We start from the raw sequence: 15,548 nt of genomic DNA, 5'->3' as shown, positions 1-15,548 counted from the left end.
ATCACCTTTCAAGAAGTTCCTTCGCAAGGTCAAGGTAGCTTTTTGCGCCGACGGACGAGGGATCGTATACGATGATCGGCATGCCGAAACTTGGGGCTTCACCGAGTTTGACGTTGCGCGGTATCCGTGTCGTAAAAATCATCTCCTTGAAATGTTTTTCCGCATCTTCAACAACCTGGCGGGCAAGATTGGTTCTTCTGTCAAACATGGTCAGGAGAATCCCCTTTATCTTGAGACTCGGGTTGAGGGAGAGCTTTATTCGCTTGATGGTGGCAAGGAGCTGGCCGAGGCCCTCAAGGGCGAAAAATTCACTCTGAAGGGGGATGAGGACTGAATCCGCCGCAGTCAAGGCATTGAGTGTCAAAAGGCTCAGGGAGGGGGGGCAGTCAAGGATGACATAATCATATGTCTGTTTTACACTGGAAAGGAGTCGTTTGAGGACCTCTTCCCTTCCCTGGGTAGCCATCATCTCCACCTCAAATCCGATGAGATCCACATTCGCAGGAAGAATGTCCAGGTTTTCCACCTGGGTGGGGATAATGATCTCTCGAGCCGTGTTTGACTGGATAAGACCATGGTACAGGGAACAGGCAAGATGGGGCTTGTCAATTCCCGTGGCAGTTGTTGCATTTGCCTGGGGATCACAGTCCACAAGAAGGGTCTTTTTTCCTGAAACGGCAAGGGCAGCGGACAGGTTTACCGCGGTGGTTGTTTTGCCCACCCCTCCCTTTTGGTTTGATATGCAGATGGTTTGTGTCATAATCGAGTACAATTATCACACTTCCAGGATCAGAGCAAATGTAAAAAAGTGGGGCAGCAATTCTAATTATTGGAAGTGCTGAAGGCGACATGGGTTGCCCCTTGGGAGTTCTGCTTCCAAGGGTTGAAATTTAAAAAATTATCATATATAATTTTTCCATGAAACCATTTAGACATACCCTGGCTGGCTCTCTTATTGCCGCACTCCTGGTTTTTTTTATTTCCATACCCCCTGCAGCAGCACTTTCCGTCAGTGAGGAGAGGAAAATGGCCCAGGAGTTCATGGAGATGGTCGGGCAGCAGATGGCCCTGATCCATGACCCCATGGCTTTGGATCTTGTTTCCTTGATCGGTCGAAGAATCGTTGATCAACTGCCGCCCCAGCCCTTTGATTACACCTTTCATATCGTGGATAGTGACCAGTTCAACGCCTTTGCTGGACCCGGGGCCAATATTTTTGTTAATCGTGGCCTGATAACCGGCCTTGATAATTCCGATGAGCTTGCAGGCATTATCGGCCATGAGTGTGCCCATGCAGCCTGTCGTCATATTTCCCAGATGCTTGACCGGTCTAAACTTGTGAGCATTGGCACCCTTGCCGGGGTGCTGGCCGGGGTGCTGGTGGGGGTTGCAGGTGGGGGTGATGCGGCCCAGGCAGTGGTTCTGGGTTCGGTGGCATCGGGTCAGACCTCAATGCTGGCCTATAGTCGGGAAAACGAGGAAGAGGCCGATCAGAAGGGTGTCAAGTATATCCGGGACGCCTCTTTTTCGCCCAGGGGGCTTTTGACCGGTCTTGAAAAAATAAGGGCCAGTGACTGGTACGGCACCGATGCCATTCCCGCTTATCTGAAGACACATCCAGGTTCCAAGGATCGGATTCTCTACCTGGAAGCCTGGCTCCAGGACCATGCTAACGAGGCTGTCACGAACAACGGTATTGACCCTTTCCGGTTCAATCTGGTCAAATACCGGCTGGCAGGACTTTACGGTCAGGTGGACACCACCGAGGCCATGCTCTCAAAAATGCTGAAAAAAGATCCGGACGATGCGGCCATCCACTATGGTCTTGCCCTGGTGCTTGTGAGAAAATCACTGCTGGATCAGGCCCTGTCCCACCTGGGGCAGGCATTGACCCTGAGGTTGTTTGATCCCTTTGTTCTCGTTGAAATGGGAAGGGTTTATCTGTTAAAAGGCGAGCCTGAAAAGGCTTTGGCCGTTCTTGAAGGGCTTGATACCGTTGCGGATGTAAGGTCGTCACTTCTTTTTTATCGGGGAAGTGCAAGGCTTGATCTGGGCATGCTGGACAAGGCAAAGTCGGATTTATTAAGACTGGTTGATGCCGATCCAGATCTTTTTCCAAGGGTTTACTACAACCTTGCTGACATTTCGGGCCAGGAGCATGAGGTCGGGCTTTCCCACTATTACCTTGGGTTTTATTATCATACCATCAAAGAGGAAAGGAATGCCCTGTTCCACTTTGAAAAAAGCCTTGGCGCCATGGATGATCCAGACAGGATCGAGCGGGCCAAGGCCCTTATTTCAGAGCTGAAAAAAAAGAACAAGGCCCCATCGTCCAGGGGGTCGTCGACCTCCTTAAGCGTGTTGCAATCAGGCCTTGTCAAACCTTGAAAACTGCATGGTAAATGTCCCCCGTCCCTGGGTGGCCGATCGAAGGGCCGTTGAGTAGCCAAACATCTTTGCCAGGGGAACGGTGGCCTTGATGGTCTGTTGATCCCCCCTGGGGGTAAAGGATTCGATCTTGCCGCCCCGGGAGTTCAGGTCGGCAATGGCATCTCCCATGCTCTTGTCGCTGACAAACACCTCCACATCCATGATGGGCTCAAGAAGAAACATTTCAGCCTTTTCCAGGGCGTCCCGGACGGCCATGGAGGCACACACCGAAAATCCAAGGTCTGAACTCTGGGATTCATTGAATGATCCGCCCGTGAGCACAATTTCAGTGTCAACAACGGGATATCCTTTTAAAAATCCACTCTCAAGGGCGTCCTTAATCCCCTTCTCAATTGCAGGAACATATTGCAGGGGAATTTGATCTTCTCCGATCTTGGAACGAAAGGTGATGCCCTGGCCCCGTTCAAGGGGTCTCAAGCTGAGGGTGACTTCGGCAAAGTGGTTTTTGCCTGAGATTTCACGTTCAAATTTGGCGTGACCCGTACTTTCAGCCCCCAGGGCTTCCCTGTAAACCACCTGGGGTTTTCCAATGTTGACCTCGGTCTTAAATTCCCGCTGCATCCGGCTGATGATGATTTCAAGGTGGAGTTCGCCCATGCCGGACAGAATCGTCTGGCCGGTGTCGTTGTCCGTGGTCACGGTGAGGGTGGGATCCTCAATGGTGAATTTTTTGAGGACCTCTTCGAGCTTTTCCTGGTCTGCGTGGGTTTTGGGCTCGATGGCAATGGAGATGACCGGCTTTAAAAATTCCATCCGCTCAAGGAGCACAGGTGCCTTTTCCGAGCAAAGGGTTTCCCCTGTGGACGTATCCTTAAGACCCACAATACCGACGATCTCCCCGGCAGAGGCAGATTCTATCCGTTCCCGTTTGTTGGCATGCATCTTGAGTATTCTTGACAGCTTTTCCCGTTTTTTCAAAAACGGATTGTACACCTCTGAGCCCGAGACAAGGGTCCCGCTGTAGATTCTTGCAAACGACAGTTTTCTTCCCTCGATCATGGAAACCTTGAAGATGAGGGCCGCAAGGGGTGCAGATTTCTGGGGCGGGTATTCGACTATTTCTTCTGTATCCGGGTGGATGCCCTTCACCGGTGGGATGTCCACAGGGCTTGGCAGAAAGGCCTCAATGGCGTTGAGCAGGGGTTGAATACCCTTGTTTCTGAGGGCCGAACCGCAGAGAACCGGAACCACCTTTCTCTGGATGGTGGATCGTCTGATGGCCGCCTTGAGGTTTTCAAGGGGGATGGGTTGTTCGGAAAGGTAGAGTTCCATGATCTCGTCATCCACCTCTGCCACGGTTTCAACCATCTTTTCCCGGAAGTCTTCCGCGCTTTCCCTCAGGCTTTTACTGATTTCACCGATGGCGTATTCAGCACCCTGGGTGTCGTCATTCCAGGTGATTTCTTCCATGGTCAGAAGGTCGATTACCCCTGTGAACCCCTCCTCCTTTCCCACGGGAATCTGTAGCATCAATGGTTTTGCCTTGAGTTTCTTTTCGATGCTCTCAACAACCTTGAAAAAGTCAGCACCAATACGGTCCATCTTGTTGATAAAGGCAAGCCTGGGAACCTTGTACCGGTCTGCCTGGCGCCATACCGTTTCAGACTGGGGCTCTACGCCCCCAACGGCACAGAACACACCCACGGCACCGTCGAGTACCCGCAGGGCCCTTTCAACCTCTATGGTGAAATCCACATGGCCCGGCGTATCAATGATCTGAATCTGGGAGTTGTTCCAAAGGCAGGTGGTGACGGCTGAGGTGATGGTGATGCCCCGATTCTGCTCATCCTCCATCCAGTCCATGACCGCCTCACCGTCATGGACTTCGCCTATTTTATGGGATGTTCCCGTGTAGTAGAGTATCCGTTCGGTCACGGTTGTCTTGCCCGCATCAATGTGGGCCATGATGCCGATATTTCGTATCTGCTTTATGCTGATCTTTTTGCTCATGTTTTTTTTATCTTTTCTTCTCTTGGTGATTTCTTGATGATTGCTGCATAAAAGTTTAAGATTTAAAGCAATATTTGATACCGTATTGAATGAACGGTGTCAAGTGTAAGCTTTGTCAATCTTTTCTGTTATCACCTTGACAGGCTGGTTTTTTTTAATTAAATATATGACTGAGCGCTCGATCAATATATACGCTTTGTGCCTGTTGATATGTTAAACTTACGTTATGGGGAGCAAAAAATGAAAGAGATGAATACGCTACTTGCAGATGCCGACCATGATCTGCTTTTGAAAATGGTGAAGGATTCTTTCAGAAGAACCCTTGTTCACTATGGTCAGTGGTTAGCCCAGGTTGAGCACCAGCTTGGTAGTGAAAGTGCAATGGCCGTTGAAGACGCTGTGTGGGAAAAAAGTTTTGGCAATCAGCTGGCGCGTCTGGGCAAGGCATTGGGGTTTGAAATCATTGATGGGGTGCCAGGAGCCCTTCACCGCATGTCAAAGGCCGACCTCCTGGATCTTATCGAGAAAATGGGTGTCAACTGGCTTGCCAACGACGGTATCTGGTTCCAGGCCGTTGAGCATCCGTTTGGCATGAACGAGGCGAAACGGTGCAATGATACCTGCTGGACCCGTTTTTCTCCCTTTGAAGCAAAACGAATCAAGGGTCTCCTTGATCTTCCCGACAACGGTGGTATTCCGGCCCTTAAAAAAGCCCTGGCATTCAGGATGTACGCCACCATCAACCGCCAGTCCGTGGAAGAAATCGATGAAAATACGATTATTTTTCGCATGAACGATTGCAGGGTTCAGGCTGCCAGAAAGAGAAGAGGTCTTGCCGATTACCCCTGTAAGTCAGCGGGTTTGGTTGAATACCCCTATTTTGCAGCAGCCATTGATTCCAGGATCAAAACCGAATGCATTGGGTGCCCGCCTGACAAACATCCAGAAGACTGGTATTGCGCCTGGAAATTCACCCTTGTCAATCCTTGAAACGGTTTTTCTTCGGAAAATAAAACCCATTGGAATTAAAATAAAGGGTGCGACAGGGGTTATGATACGATGATGGCAAAGGCGATGCACCATGGCTGTAAAATGCTTCTGGGGGTGACTGGCGGTATCGGGTCCGGTAAAACCACCGTTGCCAATATGCTGGGGGCGAAGGGTGCCAGGATTGTGGATTTTGATCTTTTGGCCCGGAAGGTGGTGGAACCGGGCACTGGGGGATTTGACAACATTGTCGGTTATTTCGGCACCCAGGTAGTGGCAGAAGACGGCACCCTGGACCGTAAGCGACTTTCAAAGATTGTGTTCAACGATGTGGAAAAACGCAAAAAGCTCGAAGCTTTTACCCATCCTGCAATTTTCAAGGCTTTTTTTACCCGGGTTAAGGCCATTTCAGCGGCAGAACCAGACAGTGTGATCCTGGTGGTGATTCCACTGCTGGTCGAATTGAACCTTCAATACCTTTTTGATCGTCTCATGGTGGTGTATGTTCCCCGGGATGTCCAGATCCGGCGTCTTGCCCGGCGGGACAATATCACAGCGGATGAGGCGGCTGTGATTTTAAAAGCACAGATTCCCATTGACGAAAAACTCAAGTTTGCCGATTTTGTGGTTGACAATGCTGGAACTCTTGAAGAGACCCGGGAGCAGGTGGAAGGACTCTGGAAAGCCCTGAACAAGGTTAATGTTGCTAAATGATCAATCAATTCTTGACTAAGGGCGTTAAAATCTTGTACCTAAAACTTTTAGGTTGTATTCGATTCAAATACTCTTTAGAGCGCGGATCGCCGCAAGTTAAGAAGTAAACTCAAATCAACGATTTCAAAAAAGGGCAGGTTGCTATCATGGGATTAGTAGCAGACAAGATCAAGGATCTTCAGGAACGGGAGAAAAAAATCCTTGGCATGGGGGGCGAGAAGGCCCTTGAAAAACGACGTGAAACCGGAAAACTAAATGCCAGGGAACGACTGGATCTTTTGTTTGACAAGGGGACGTTCCGGGAGGTGGACATGTTTGTCACCCACCGGTGTACTAACTTTGGAATGCAAGACAAGGAGATTGCAGCCGACGGTGTTGTCACGGGCCATGGAAAGATCGAGGGGCGGGTGGTGTTTGCCTATTCCCAGGATTTTACCTCAAGGGCCGGCAGCATGGGAGAAATGCAGGCAAAAAAGATCTGTAAGGTCATGGACATGGCCATGAAGGCCGGTGCGCCCGTTGTGGGTATTAACGATTCGGGCGGTGCAAGAATCCAGGAGGGAGTGGATGCCCTGTCCGGCTATGGGGAGATCTTTTTCAGGAACGCTTCGGCTTCGGGTGTGATTCCCCAGATTTCGGCCATCATGGGACCCACGGCTGGCGGTGCTGTTTACTCTCCTGCCATGACCGACTGGATCTTCATGGTCAAAGACACAAGCTACATGTTCATCACAGGTCCCCAGGTGATCAAATCCGTGACCGGAGAAGAGATCTCCTTTGAAGAACTGGGTGGTGCCATGACCCACAATGAAAAGAGCGGTGTGGCTCAGTTTGCCTGTGAATCCGACCAGGATGCCCTGGAAAGGATCAGGATGCTCTTGTCCTATCTTCCCAGCAACAACATGGAGGACCCACCGTTTAAAGAAACCGGGGACGATCCCTACCGACTCGCACCGGAACTTGATACCCTGATTCCAGACAACCCCAACCAGAGCTACGACATCAAGACGGTGATTACCTCCATTGTGGACAATGGGGAATATTTTGAACCCCACGAGTATTTTGCCAAAAATATCGTTATTTGCTTTGCACGGCTGAACGGAAGGGTGATCGGCATCATAGCCAATCAGCCGAATTTCCTGGCAGGGTGCCTTGACATCAATGCATCGGACAAGGCAACCCGGTTTATTCGTTTCTGTGACGCCTTTAACATTCCCATGCTTACCATTGCAGACGTACCTGGCTACCTGCCGGGCAGTGACCAGGAGTGGAACGGTATCATCCGCCACGGTGCAAAGCTTCTCTGGTGCTATTCCGAGGCAACTGTTCCCAAGCTTCTGCTCATCACAAGAAAGGATTACGGTGGGTCCTACCTTGCCATGTGTTCCAAGCACCTTGGCGCAGACATGGCCTTTGCATGGCCCAGCGCCCAGATTGCCGTCATGGGGGCTGCAGGTGCTGCCAACATTATCCATGCAAGGGAGATCAAGGGGGCTGATGATCCCGTTGCCAAACGGGCCGAAAAGATTGAGGAATACGAAGCGCTCTTTTCAAATCCCTATTGTGCGGCAAACCGGGGGTATGTGGACGCCGTGATTCGACCTGCCGACACAAGGGCTCGCCTTGTGGACGCCCTGGAAGCCCTGGGAAGCAAGCGTGAGATGCGCCCTGCCAAAAAGCATGGAAATATACCCGTATAGGAAGGACAAATGGACAGAAAAAAAATGGCTGCTTTAACGGCAGCGGTTGTCACCTACATAAAGACCCAGGAAGAGGCGGCGCAGTTTGCCGGATCCATGGACAATACCATGGAAGGGGCTGTTAAACAGCCGGATACAAAGAGTTCCGTGTTTGCCGGCACCTGGGCAATGGCCGGCAGGAGCGACCAGATGCAGGGTCGGACCATGATGCAGATGCGAATATTTAAATAATAAACAGCCAGTGATTTAACGCTGATATAAGTGATTTAACGCTGATATACAGGAGAGTCCAATGAGTGAACACGGCAGAATACACATGTGTGAGATTAATTGTGAAAAAGAGAGGCCCAAGGCTAAAAATCCCCTTAAAATTATGGACCTCTCCCTGAGGGATGGTCACCAGTCTCTGTTTGCCACAAGGGGAAGAACCGAGGATATGATTCCCGTGGCAGAACGCATGGATGCGGTTGGCTTCTGGGCCGTTGAGGTCTGGGGGGGTGCAACCTTTGACAGCATGCATCGTTTCTTGAACGAAGATCCCTGGGAGCGGATCAGGACCCTCAAACGCTATTTTAAGAAGACCCCCTTTTCCATGCTGCTCAGGGGGCAGAACCTTGTCGGGTATCGCAACTATGCCGACGATGTTGCAAAGGCCTTTGTCAACCGGGCCTGTGAGAACGGAATGGACGTATTCAGGACCTTTGATGCCCTGAACGATTACCGTAACTTTGAGGCTGTGGTTCCCGTGATCAAGAGCTGCGGCAAGCACTTTCAGGGAAGCATCTGCTACTCCCTGACCGAGCCCCGAATGGGCGGTACGGTCTACACCCTGGAGTACTATGTGAACAAGGCAAAAGAACTTGTGGACTTGGGCGCAGACAGTATCTGCATCAAGGACATGGCCGGTCTCATGGCTCCCTACGATGCCTTTGACCTTGTCAAGGCCCTTAAGGAAAGCGTGGATATCCCCATCAACCTTCATTCCCACTTCACCTCGGGCATGGCACCCATGACCCATCTCAAGGCGGTTGAGGCAGGGGTTGATATCCTTGATACCTGTCTGACCCCCTACGCCTACCGAACCAGCCATCCCGCCCTTGAGCCCATGGTTATGTCGCTGATCGGCACGGACAGGGATACCGGTTTTGACATTGAGACCCTGGCGTCGATCAATGAAACCCTGGAAAAGGAGATTCTGCCCAAGTACCGCCACCTTCTGGATGACACCAAGGTGTCGGTCATCGACATCAACGTGCTGTTGCACCAGACCCCGGGTGGAATGCTTTCCAATCTGGTCAATCAGCTCAGGGACATGGATGCCCTTGATCGACTTTCCGAGGTGTTTGAACAGCTTCCCAGGGTGAGAAAGGAACTTGGCCAGATTCCCCTTGTTACCCCCACAAGTCAGATCGTCGGCACCCAGACCGTGAACAACGTGCTGTTTGACACCCCGGAGGATCGCTACAAGATGATAACGGCCCAGGTCAAGGATCTATGCTATGGCCTCTACGGAAAAACGGCCGTGCCCATTGATCCTGAGGTTCAGAAAAAGGCCCTCAAGGGGTATGAACGGGGTGAGGAACCCATCACCTGCAGGCCCGCCGAGGTGTTGAAACCCGAGCTTGACGCTGCCAGGGCCGAGATCAAGGATCTTGCCGTGGATGAGGATGACCTGATCCTCTATACCCTGTTTCCGGTTACCGGCAAAAAGTTTCTCCAGCGTAAATATGGAAAAGAGACTGTTCCTGAGAGCATGAAGGCCATTACCCTGGAGGATGTGAAACGGCAGGCGGAGATTGTTCGAAAGGCAAAGGCCGGAGAACTTGTGGAGCGCAATTCGGACCGAGACCTTCCGGAAAAGACCGACTGCCTGAGAACCTTTAACGTGTTTGTGGAGGATGAATGCTTTGAGGTCGGGGTTGACGAGGTCGGTGGCGCACCGGTCATTGCCTATGCCCAGCCGGCCCAGGTTCAGTCCCAGGCGGCAGCACCAGCACCCGCCCAGCAGGGAACAAGGGTGCCTCCACCACCTGCCCGTGCAGCTGCAGCAGCACCGGCACCCAGGGCGGCAGCACCGGCACCCAGGGCTGAAAAGCCAGCACCTGCTGCGGCTCCTGCAAAGGGCGGCTCAGGTGTGGGAGTCAAGGCCCCCATGCCCGGCATGATCATCAAGTATGAAAAGGGCGTGGGCGATGCAGTCAAAAAAGGGGACACCGTTGTGGTCCTCGAAGCCATGAAGATGGAGAACGCCCTCCCGTCTCCGGTGGATGGTGTGATAACGGCCCTGAAATTCGGGTCAGGTGATTCCGTATCCAAGGGAGACCTGCTTGCCGTCATAGAATAAAAGAGTCAGGCATGGATTAGATCTGAATTCAAAATGCGATAATCGGGTGGGTCCGGGAAGTCATTCCGGGCCCGCCCTTTTTTGTATGAATTGACAACCTGAGGATTCATACTTATATTTGCTACCGGTTAATTTGTAATTGAGCCCTGGAAATTGACAGAAAATTGTCGAGGCCGGGGCTGGGTATGGTCTGCCTGCAACAAAAGATGGAACGCCCTTGATCGTGATTGTTTAACGGCAGTTTCCCATAAAATAGAGGAGTGAATCACATGGCCTTTGAAACAAAAGAGGAAGTGCTTGAGAAGATTTTAAATATGGAAAGACCCCTTTGCCCCCACTGCAAAAAGCAGATGAGCCTTTGGGAGGTGCCTGATATTGCCTTTGGAGACGGTCTTGGATGGGGAACCCCCTATCTCTTTGTCTGCTTTAACGACGAGTGCTCCTCGTTTAAAAAGGGGTGGGATGAGATTCAGGAGACCATGGAACATGTGGCGTCATATCGCTGCATTAATTCTCCCGGATGCGATAATTTTGAGTACATGCCCGTGTTCAGCTCCATTGGCGGTACCGGCCAGATGCTTGACGACAATGTCCTTGATATGAGAGAGGCCACCAAGGAGGCCATGAAACAGGGCTTCTCCCTGTTGACTGACTTTTACATTTCCAAGGACTGGGACGAAATTCTAAAAATTCTGCTGGATCCCATTCAGCCTGCCAGGGTAAGACTCAAGGCGGCCGAGATGGTGGGGGAACTGGGTGATGTGGATGCCATTGAACACCTGTTGAATCACAAGTACAGCTCCCCGATTCTTACCAAGGCTGTTGAAGATGCCGTGGCCGTTCTCCATGAGCGCCACTACACAAGGGAGTGTCCCCACTGTGCCGAGATCATTAAAAAACGGGCCACGGTTTGCAAGCATTGTAACAAGGCGGTTCCAAAGGGCTGATTAGCCATTGCATTCGTCGTGGAATTTGTCAATGTTGTACGAGCGGAAGATGATCATCTCCCGCTCTTTTTTTTCGTTGGGAAAGGGGGGGCATTCAAGGGTCACTTTAAGGGCCTCCTCCTTTGATGGCAGGGCATCAAGCCCCTTCCCCCTTTGTTTGCCCGTGACAACATCCCGCATAAGGGCGTCAAGTCCATTGGTGGCAACTGAAAAAGGGATCTGGAATTCATAGACCAGTCTTGCCCCGGCAAGAATTTCCCTCTCATAGGATCCAAGGGATCCTGCAATGCATCTAACAGCCATCACTGGTCGGTCTTTGCAGAAAACCACAAGATCAATGGTGGAGTGGTATGCCTCCCCCTGGAAGGTCACGCAGATGGGTTCATCAACCCGGATATCGTGTTTGTCATAGCCTTTTTCTTTGACCAGGAATCGTTCAAAGGTCTGTCGGCTTTCCTCCGGCCCGACATTGGGAATCGTCTTGCCTGTTATGTAGTCAATCAGTGTGTCTTCCATGGGGTCTCCTCACATATGTTTTCTCAAGGGTTGCTCCGGCCGGGTTCAACTATATTCTGATCCTTGTCAGAAAAGGGCGGTGCCGGTCATTTCAACGGGCTGTTTCAGGTTCATCACCTTTAAGATGGTGGGGGCAATGTCCCCGATTACCCCCCTGGAGAGGGTTACCTGGGGCAGGGGGTTCCCGGCCAGAATAAAGGGTACTTCGTTGAGGGTATGGGAGGTGTGGGGAGATCCGTCGGGCGTTTTCATCTGTTCAGCATTTCCGTGATCTGCCGTGATCATGGCAGTTCCCTGGGTCTGCCATACGGCCTCGACCACCGCTTTTACGCATCGGTCAACGGTTTCACAGGCCAGAACCGCAGCTTCCATGATGCCTGTGTGCCCCACCATGTCCATGTTGGCAAAGTTGAGCACAACAAGGTCGTATTTTCCGGAAAGAATACGTTTGACTGCCTCATCTGCAATCAGGTCAGCACTCATCCCAGGCTTTTGATCATAGGTTCTAACCTCCCTGGGAGAGGGAATGAGCACCCTTTCTTCGCCCGGAAAAATCGTTTCGTCACCCCCGTTGAAAAAATAGGTGACATGGGCATATTTTTCGGTTTCAGCGATTCTGAGCTGGTTCAGCCCCTGGTCACTGATTACCTTTCCAAGGACATTGTCAAGGTGAACCGGAGGAAAGACAACCGGCAGGTCAAAATTTTCATCGTACCGGGTCATGCAAACAAAGGTGGAAAGGGCTGGATGTTTTTTCCGAACAAATCCTGAGAACGATTGTTCCGTAAAGGCCCGGGTGATCTCCCTTGCCCTGTCTGCCCTGAAGTTGAAAAACACGATGGCATCCTTGTCCTTGATCACGGGCAGGGCAGGGTCATCTTTTTTGCCCATGAGGATGGGCTTGATGAACTCGTCGGTTTCGCCCCGGTCGTAGGCGGCCTTGATGGCCTGGACAGGATCACTCTCAAGGGTGCCCTTTTGGTCTGTGTAAAGGTTGTATGCCGTTTCAATACGATCCCAGCGGGTGTCACGGTCCATGGCATAGAATCGACCGCAAATGGTGGCAATGTTGACCCCGGGTTTGTCTGAAAGGTGGTTTTCAAGCTCGGTCATAAATCCCAATCCTGAATCCGGAGGGGTGTCTCTTCCGTCCGTGATGCAGTGGATGGCCGTGTTTACCCCAAGGTCATGGGCCATGCTCGCCAGGGCCAGGAGGTGGTCCTTTTGGCTGTGAACCCCGCCGTTGGACACAAGACCCATGAGGTGAAGGGTTGTTTTAGAGCGTTTGACCGTCTCCATTGCCTGAACAAGGGTTGGATCTTTTAAAAAGGAACCGTTCTGGATGGCGTTGTCGATCCTCACAAGGTCCTGGAACACCCTTCGTCCCGCCCCCATGTTCATGTGGCCCACCTCGGAGTTGCCCATGATACCGTCGGGGAGTCCCACGGCATTGCCTGAACAGGCAAGGCTTGTGTGGGGGAACCCCTGGGAAAGTTGATCTAAAAAAGGTGTTTTGGCCGCTTTTACTGCGTTGCCGTAGGAATCGTTGTTGATGCCCCAACCGTCAAGGATGATCAGGGCCGTGACCGGTTTAGTCGTCACAGGAAAGCTCCTTTGTTATTACTTTTTTTCAGGGGTTTTATAGGCTGACAGGTCCAGTCTGGGAGCGTCGCTCCACAATCCTTCAAGGTCGTAGAAGTCCCGGGTTGCCTTGTCAAATACGTTGATGACCACATCTCCATAATCAAGCAGGGCCCAGGTCCCCTGTTTCATCCCTTCGGTGCCGATGGGCATATTATTGATTTTTTTCATGGCAATGTTAATGTGCTCAGCAATGGCAGAGACCTGGCGCTGGGATTTTGCGGTGATGATCATAATGGCGTCCGCATAGGAGGTCAGCTTACGCACATCAAGGACGGTTATCTCCTCGGCTTTTCGTAAAAAGGCTTCAACAAGGTATTTGTCAAGGGAGTCGAGCAGGTCCTTGGTATGATCGGATGGATTTGTCATAAATAGAGTCCTTTCTGGCTGATAATTTCTTCCACAGGCTGGGGCACAAGGGGTGCCACGGGAAGATGTCGTTTAACTCGTTGTCGAATAAGGGTTGACGATATGTCGATTTCAGGAACCTTGCACACGTAAACGGGTTTTACACCCGAATCTGAAATCGGGTCTGAAAAAAGATCCTCTCCGTTAACCGGTCTGTAGTTCTTTGATATCACATCTTGAAGAAAGGATGCAACATCCTTTGCCTGTTTTTTCTCCCCTGGCCGGATCATGACGATGGTGGAGATAAGGGAAAAAAGTTCCCGGCCTTTTTTCCAGGTATCCATTTCAAAAAAGGCGTCGGAGCCGACAATCAGTCGAAGATCATCGCCTGGAACAAGGGTGTTGATAAAGTGGTTAACCGTGTCAATGGTGAAAGAAGGCCCCTTGCGGACAATCTCCACATCCGAGGCCACAAGTCCTTTGATGGTGGAAACCGATTGTCTGACCATTTCAAACCGCTCCCGTGCAGGGGCAAGGTTGGTCGTGCTCTTGTGGGGAGGTATGGCCGAGGGGATTAAATGGATGGTGTCAAGGTTAAACGCCTTTTTGACGTGGAGTATAACCGTTAGATGTCCCCGGTGAAGGGGATTGAAGGTTCCGCCGAATAAGCCCTGGATCATGATCCCATGCTATTGCCGGGTCTGGCCTTTGCCGACCACGACAAATTTGGTTGAGGTGAGTTCCTCAAGCCCCATGGGGCCAAAGGCGTGGAGTCTGGAGGTGCTGATGCCGATCTCGGCGCCAAGTCCGAGTTCACCGCCGTCGTTGAACCGGGTGGAAACATTTACACCCACCATGGATGATGACACCGTGTTAATAAAGGTCTCTGCATTTTCAGGGATGTCCGTCACAATCACATCCGTGTGGTCGGAGCCGAACACGGCAATGTGCGCCATGGCCTGGGCCAGGTCTTTTACGATTTTAACGGAAACGATGAGATCCAGGTATTCGGTTGACCAATCGGTTTCGTCGGCGGGCAGGGCTTGGGGAACCATGGCAAGGGTGGCAGGGCAGCCCCGCATTTCAACCTTTGCCGCTGAAAAGGCCTGGGCCATCCGTGGTAAAAAGAGCGGTGCAATACGTTCATGGACAAGCAGGGTTTCCATGGCGTTGCACACCCCTGGCCGCTGGGTCTTAGCGTTGATGCAGATGTCAACGGCCTCGTCCATGTTGCAGGTTTCGTCCACATACACATGGCAGACTCCCTTGTAGTGCTTTAACACGGGGATGGTCGAGTGTTTTACCACAAACCGGATCAGGGACTCACCCCCCCTTGGGATCACAAGGTCGATGTAAGCCTCCTGCTGGAGAAGTTCGGTGATGGCCTGTCTGTCCTTTACCGGCAGTACCTGGACACTGTCCCTTGAAATGCCGACCGTTTCAAGGGCATTGCCGATGATGCGGGCAAGGATGGTGTTCGAGAAAAAGGCTTCTGAGCCGCCCCTGAGAATGGCGGCATTGCCTGCCTTGAGGCAGAGGGCTGCCGCATCCACCGTTACGTTGGGTCTTGACTCGTAGATCATGGCGATGACACCCAGGGGAATTCGTCGCTTAGAGATTTCAAGGCCGTTGGGCCGGGTCCAGGCGCCTGTGATCCTGCCCACGGGGTCGGGCAGGGCGATCACCTGGTTGAGTCCCTTGATCATGGACTCCAGGGTCTGGTCGCTGATGGTAAGCCGGTCGATCATGGCCGCTGACATACCACTGTCCCTGGCTGCCTTGAGATCCTTTTGATTCTCGGCTTCAATTTCACGTTTCCCATGGGCCAAACCCCTGGCGATCTCGGCAAGGACGGTGTTCTTTGTGTCTGCTGAAGCCGTTGCAAGGGGCCTTGCAGCTGTTCTTGCCCGTCGGGCGATATCTTCGATCATGGATGCCAGTGTCATGGTC

Annotated in this window: 14 protein-coding genes; 7 read left to right on the top strand and 7 right to left on the bottom strand. The window is 51.8% G+C overall.

Features of this window, described 5'->3' with window-relative positions; genetic code table 11:
- Position 1 precedes the first annotated feature (1 nt).
- Positions 2-760 (bottom strand): ParA family protein, encoded by a 759-nt coding sequence (locus tag HRM2_RS15735; RefSeq protein WP_015905030.1) that lies wholly within the window; start codon positions 758-760, stop codon positions 2-4.
- Between the two features lie 158 nt (positions 761-918).
- Here HRM2_RS15735 and HRM2_RS15730 point away from each other — a divergent pair, with 158 nt between their 5' ends.
- Entirely contained in the window at positions 919-2,388 is a 1,470-nt protein-coding gene (locus tag HRM2_RS15730) for a M48 family metallopeptidase (RefSeq protein ID WP_015905029.1), read from the top strand.
- On the opposite strand, the gene fusA is transcribed toward HRM2_RS15730, so the two are convergent.
- Positions 2,368-4,401 carry an elongation factor G gene (gene fusA, locus HRM2_RS15725; protein ID WP_015905028.1) on the bottom strand — a complete coding sequence of 678 codons (2,034 nt, stop codon included), beginning with the start codon at positions 4,399-4,401 and terminating at the stop codon, positions 2,368-2,370. The two genes, HRM2_RS15730 and fusA, sit on opposite strands and share 21 nt — an antisense overlap.
- 240 nt (positions 4,402-4,641) lie before the next feature.
- Here fusA and HRM2_RS15720 point away from each other — a divergent pair, with 240 nt between their 5' ends.
- The 6 genes from HRM2_RS15720 to HRM2_RS15695 all read left to right on the top strand — a co-directional run bounded on the left by HRM2_RS15720 (position 4,642) and on the right by HRM2_RS15695 (position 11,093).
- Positions 4,642-5,391 carry a DUF6125 family protein gene (locus HRM2_RS15720; RefSeq protein ID WP_015905027.1) on the top strand — a complete coding sequence of 250 codons (750 nt, stop codon included), beginning with the start codon at positions 4,642-4,644 and terminating at the stop codon, positions 5,389-5,391.
- Positions 5,392-5,460: 69 nt separating this feature from the next.
- On the top strand, positions 5,461-6,102 hold the full coding sequence (gene coaE / locus HRM2_RS15715) for a dephospho-CoA kinase (protein WP_015905026.1): 642 nt from the start codon (positions 5,461-5,463) through the stop codon (positions 6,100-6,102).
- Between the two features lie 146 nt (positions 6,103-6,248).
- Complete coding sequence (locus HRM2_RS15710; RefSeq protein ID WP_015905025.1) at positions 6,249-7,802, top strand: acyl-CoA carboxylase subunit beta; 1,554 nt, start codon at positions 6,249-6,251, stop codon at positions 7,800-7,802.
- Positions 7,803-7,811: 9 nt separating this feature from the next.
- A complete protein-coding gene (locus HRM2_RS15705) occupies positions 7,812-8,033 on the top strand; it encodes a hypothetical protein (RefSeq protein ID WP_015905024.1) in 222 nt (73 codons plus the stop codon).
- Between the two features lie 61 nt (positions 8,034-8,094).
- On the top strand, positions 8,095-10,146 hold the full coding sequence (locus HRM2_RS15700) for a pyruvate carboxylase subunit B (protein WP_015905023.1): 2,052 nt from the start codon (positions 8,095-8,097) through the stop codon (positions 10,144-10,146).
- Positions 10,147-10,415: 269 nt separating this feature from the next.
- Positions 10,416-11,093: a zinc ribbon domain-containing protein gene (locus HRM2_RS15695; RefSeq protein WP_015905022.1), complete on the top strand. Its 678-nt coding sequence runs from the start codon at positions 10,416-10,418 to the stop codon at positions 11,091-11,093.
- Here HRM2_RS15695 and HRM2_RS15690 read toward each other — a convergent pair whose 3' ends face one another.
- The 5 genes from HRM2_RS15690 to HRM2_RS15670 all read right to left on the bottom strand — a co-directional run bounded on the left by HRM2_RS15690 (position 11,094) and on the right by HRM2_RS15670 (position 15,544).
- Entirely contained in the window at positions 11,094-11,609 is a 516-nt protein-coding gene (locus tag HRM2_RS15690) for a type I restriction enzyme HsdR N-terminal domain-containing protein (protein ID WP_015905021.1), read from the bottom strand.
- Between the two features lie 66 nt (positions 11,610-11,675).
- Positions 11,676-13,211, bottom strand: coding sequence for a 2,3-bisphosphoglycerate-independent phosphoglycerate mutase (gene gpmI, locus HRM2_RS15685; RefSeq protein WP_015905020.1), 1,536 nt, complete (start codon positions 13,209-13,211; stop codon positions 11,676-11,678).
- A gap of 18 nt (positions 13,212-13,229) precedes the next feature.
- Positions 13,230-13,619, bottom strand: coding sequence for a ribosome silencing factor (rsfS, locus tag HRM2_RS15680; protein WP_015905019.1), 390 nt, complete (start codon positions 13,617-13,619; stop codon positions 13,230-13,232).
- Positions 13,616-14,278: a nicotinate-nucleotide adenylyltransferase gene (gene nadD / locus HRM2_RS15675; protein ID WP_015905018.1), complete on the bottom strand. Its 663-nt coding sequence runs from the start codon at positions 14,276-14,278 to the stop codon at positions 13,616-13,618. The genes rsfS and nadD overlap by 4 nt, the downstream gene beginning before the upstream one ends.
- Positions 14,279-14,287: 9 nt before the next feature.
- Positions 14,288-15,544 (bottom strand): glutamate-5-semialdehyde dehydrogenase, encoded by a 1,257-nt coding sequence (locus tag HRM2_RS15670; protein ID WP_015905017.1) that lies wholly within the window; start codon positions 15,542-15,544, stop codon positions 14,288-14,290.
- Positions 15,545-15,548 lie beyond the last annotated feature (4 nt).

The organism is Desulforapulum autotrophicum HRM2 (genome assembly GCF_000020365.1).
In the GTDB taxonomy this organism is placed as follows: Bacteria; Desulfobacterota; Desulfobacteria; order Desulfobacterales; family Desulfobacteraceae; genus Desulforapulum; species Desulforapulum autotrophicum.
The sequence above is the reverse complement of the archived record's forward strand: the minus strand, read 5'-3'. Positions and strand labels throughout refer to the sequence as shown.

Excerpts from the sequence above, each read along its gene's own strand:
- HRM2_RS15720 (WP_015905027.1), top strand. The coding sequence starts at position 4,642 with ATGAAAGAGATGAATACGCTACTTGCAGATGCCGACCATGATCTGCTT.
- HRM2_RS15690 (WP_015905021.1), bottom strand. The coding sequence starts at position 11,609 with ATGGAAGACACACTGATTGACTACATAACAGGCAAGACGATTCCCAAT.
- HRM2_RS15670 (WP_015905017.1), bottom strand. The coding sequence starts at position 15,544 with ATGACACTGGCATCCATGATCGAAGATATCGCCCGACGGGCAAGAACA.
- HRM2_RS15705 (WP_015905024.1), top strand. The coding sequence starts at position 7,812 with ATGGACAGAAAAAAAATGGCTGCTTTAACGGCAGCGGTTGTCACCTAC.
- HRM2_RS15700 (WP_015905023.1), top strand. The coding sequence starts at position 8,095 with ATGAGTGAACACGGCAGAATACACATGTGTGAGATTAATTGTGAAAAA.
- HRM2_RS15710 (WP_015905025.1), top strand. The coding sequence starts at position 6,249 with ATGGGATTAGTAGCAGACAAGATCAAGGATCTTCAGGAACGGGAGAAA.
- HRM2_RS15695 (WP_015905022.1), top strand. The coding sequence starts at position 10,416 with ATGGCCTTTGAAACAAAAGAGGAAGTGCTTGAGAAGATTTTAAATATG.
- HRM2_RS15730 (WP_015905029.1), top strand. The coding sequence starts at position 919 with ATGAAACCATTTAGACATACCCTGGCTGGCTCTCTTATTGCCGCACTC.
- nadD (WP_015905018.1), bottom strand. The coding sequence starts at position 14,278 with ATGATCCAGGGCTTATTCGGCGGAACCTTCAATCCCCTTCACCGGGGA.
- HRM2_RS15735 (WP_015905030.1), bottom strand. The coding sequence starts at position 760 with ATGACACAAACCATCTGCATATCAAACCAAAAGGGAGGGGTGGGCAAA.
- fusA (WP_015905028.1), bottom strand. The coding sequence starts at position 4,401 with ATGAGCAAAAAGATCAGCATAAAGCAGATACGAAATATCGGCATCATG.
- coaE (WP_015905026.1), top strand. The coding sequence starts at position 5,461 with ATGATGGCAAAGGCGATGCACCATGGCTGTAAAATGCTTCTGGGGGTG.
- rsfS (WP_015905019.1), bottom strand. The coding sequence starts at position 13,619 with ATGACAAATCCATCCGATCATACCAAGGACCTGCTCGACTCCCTTGAC.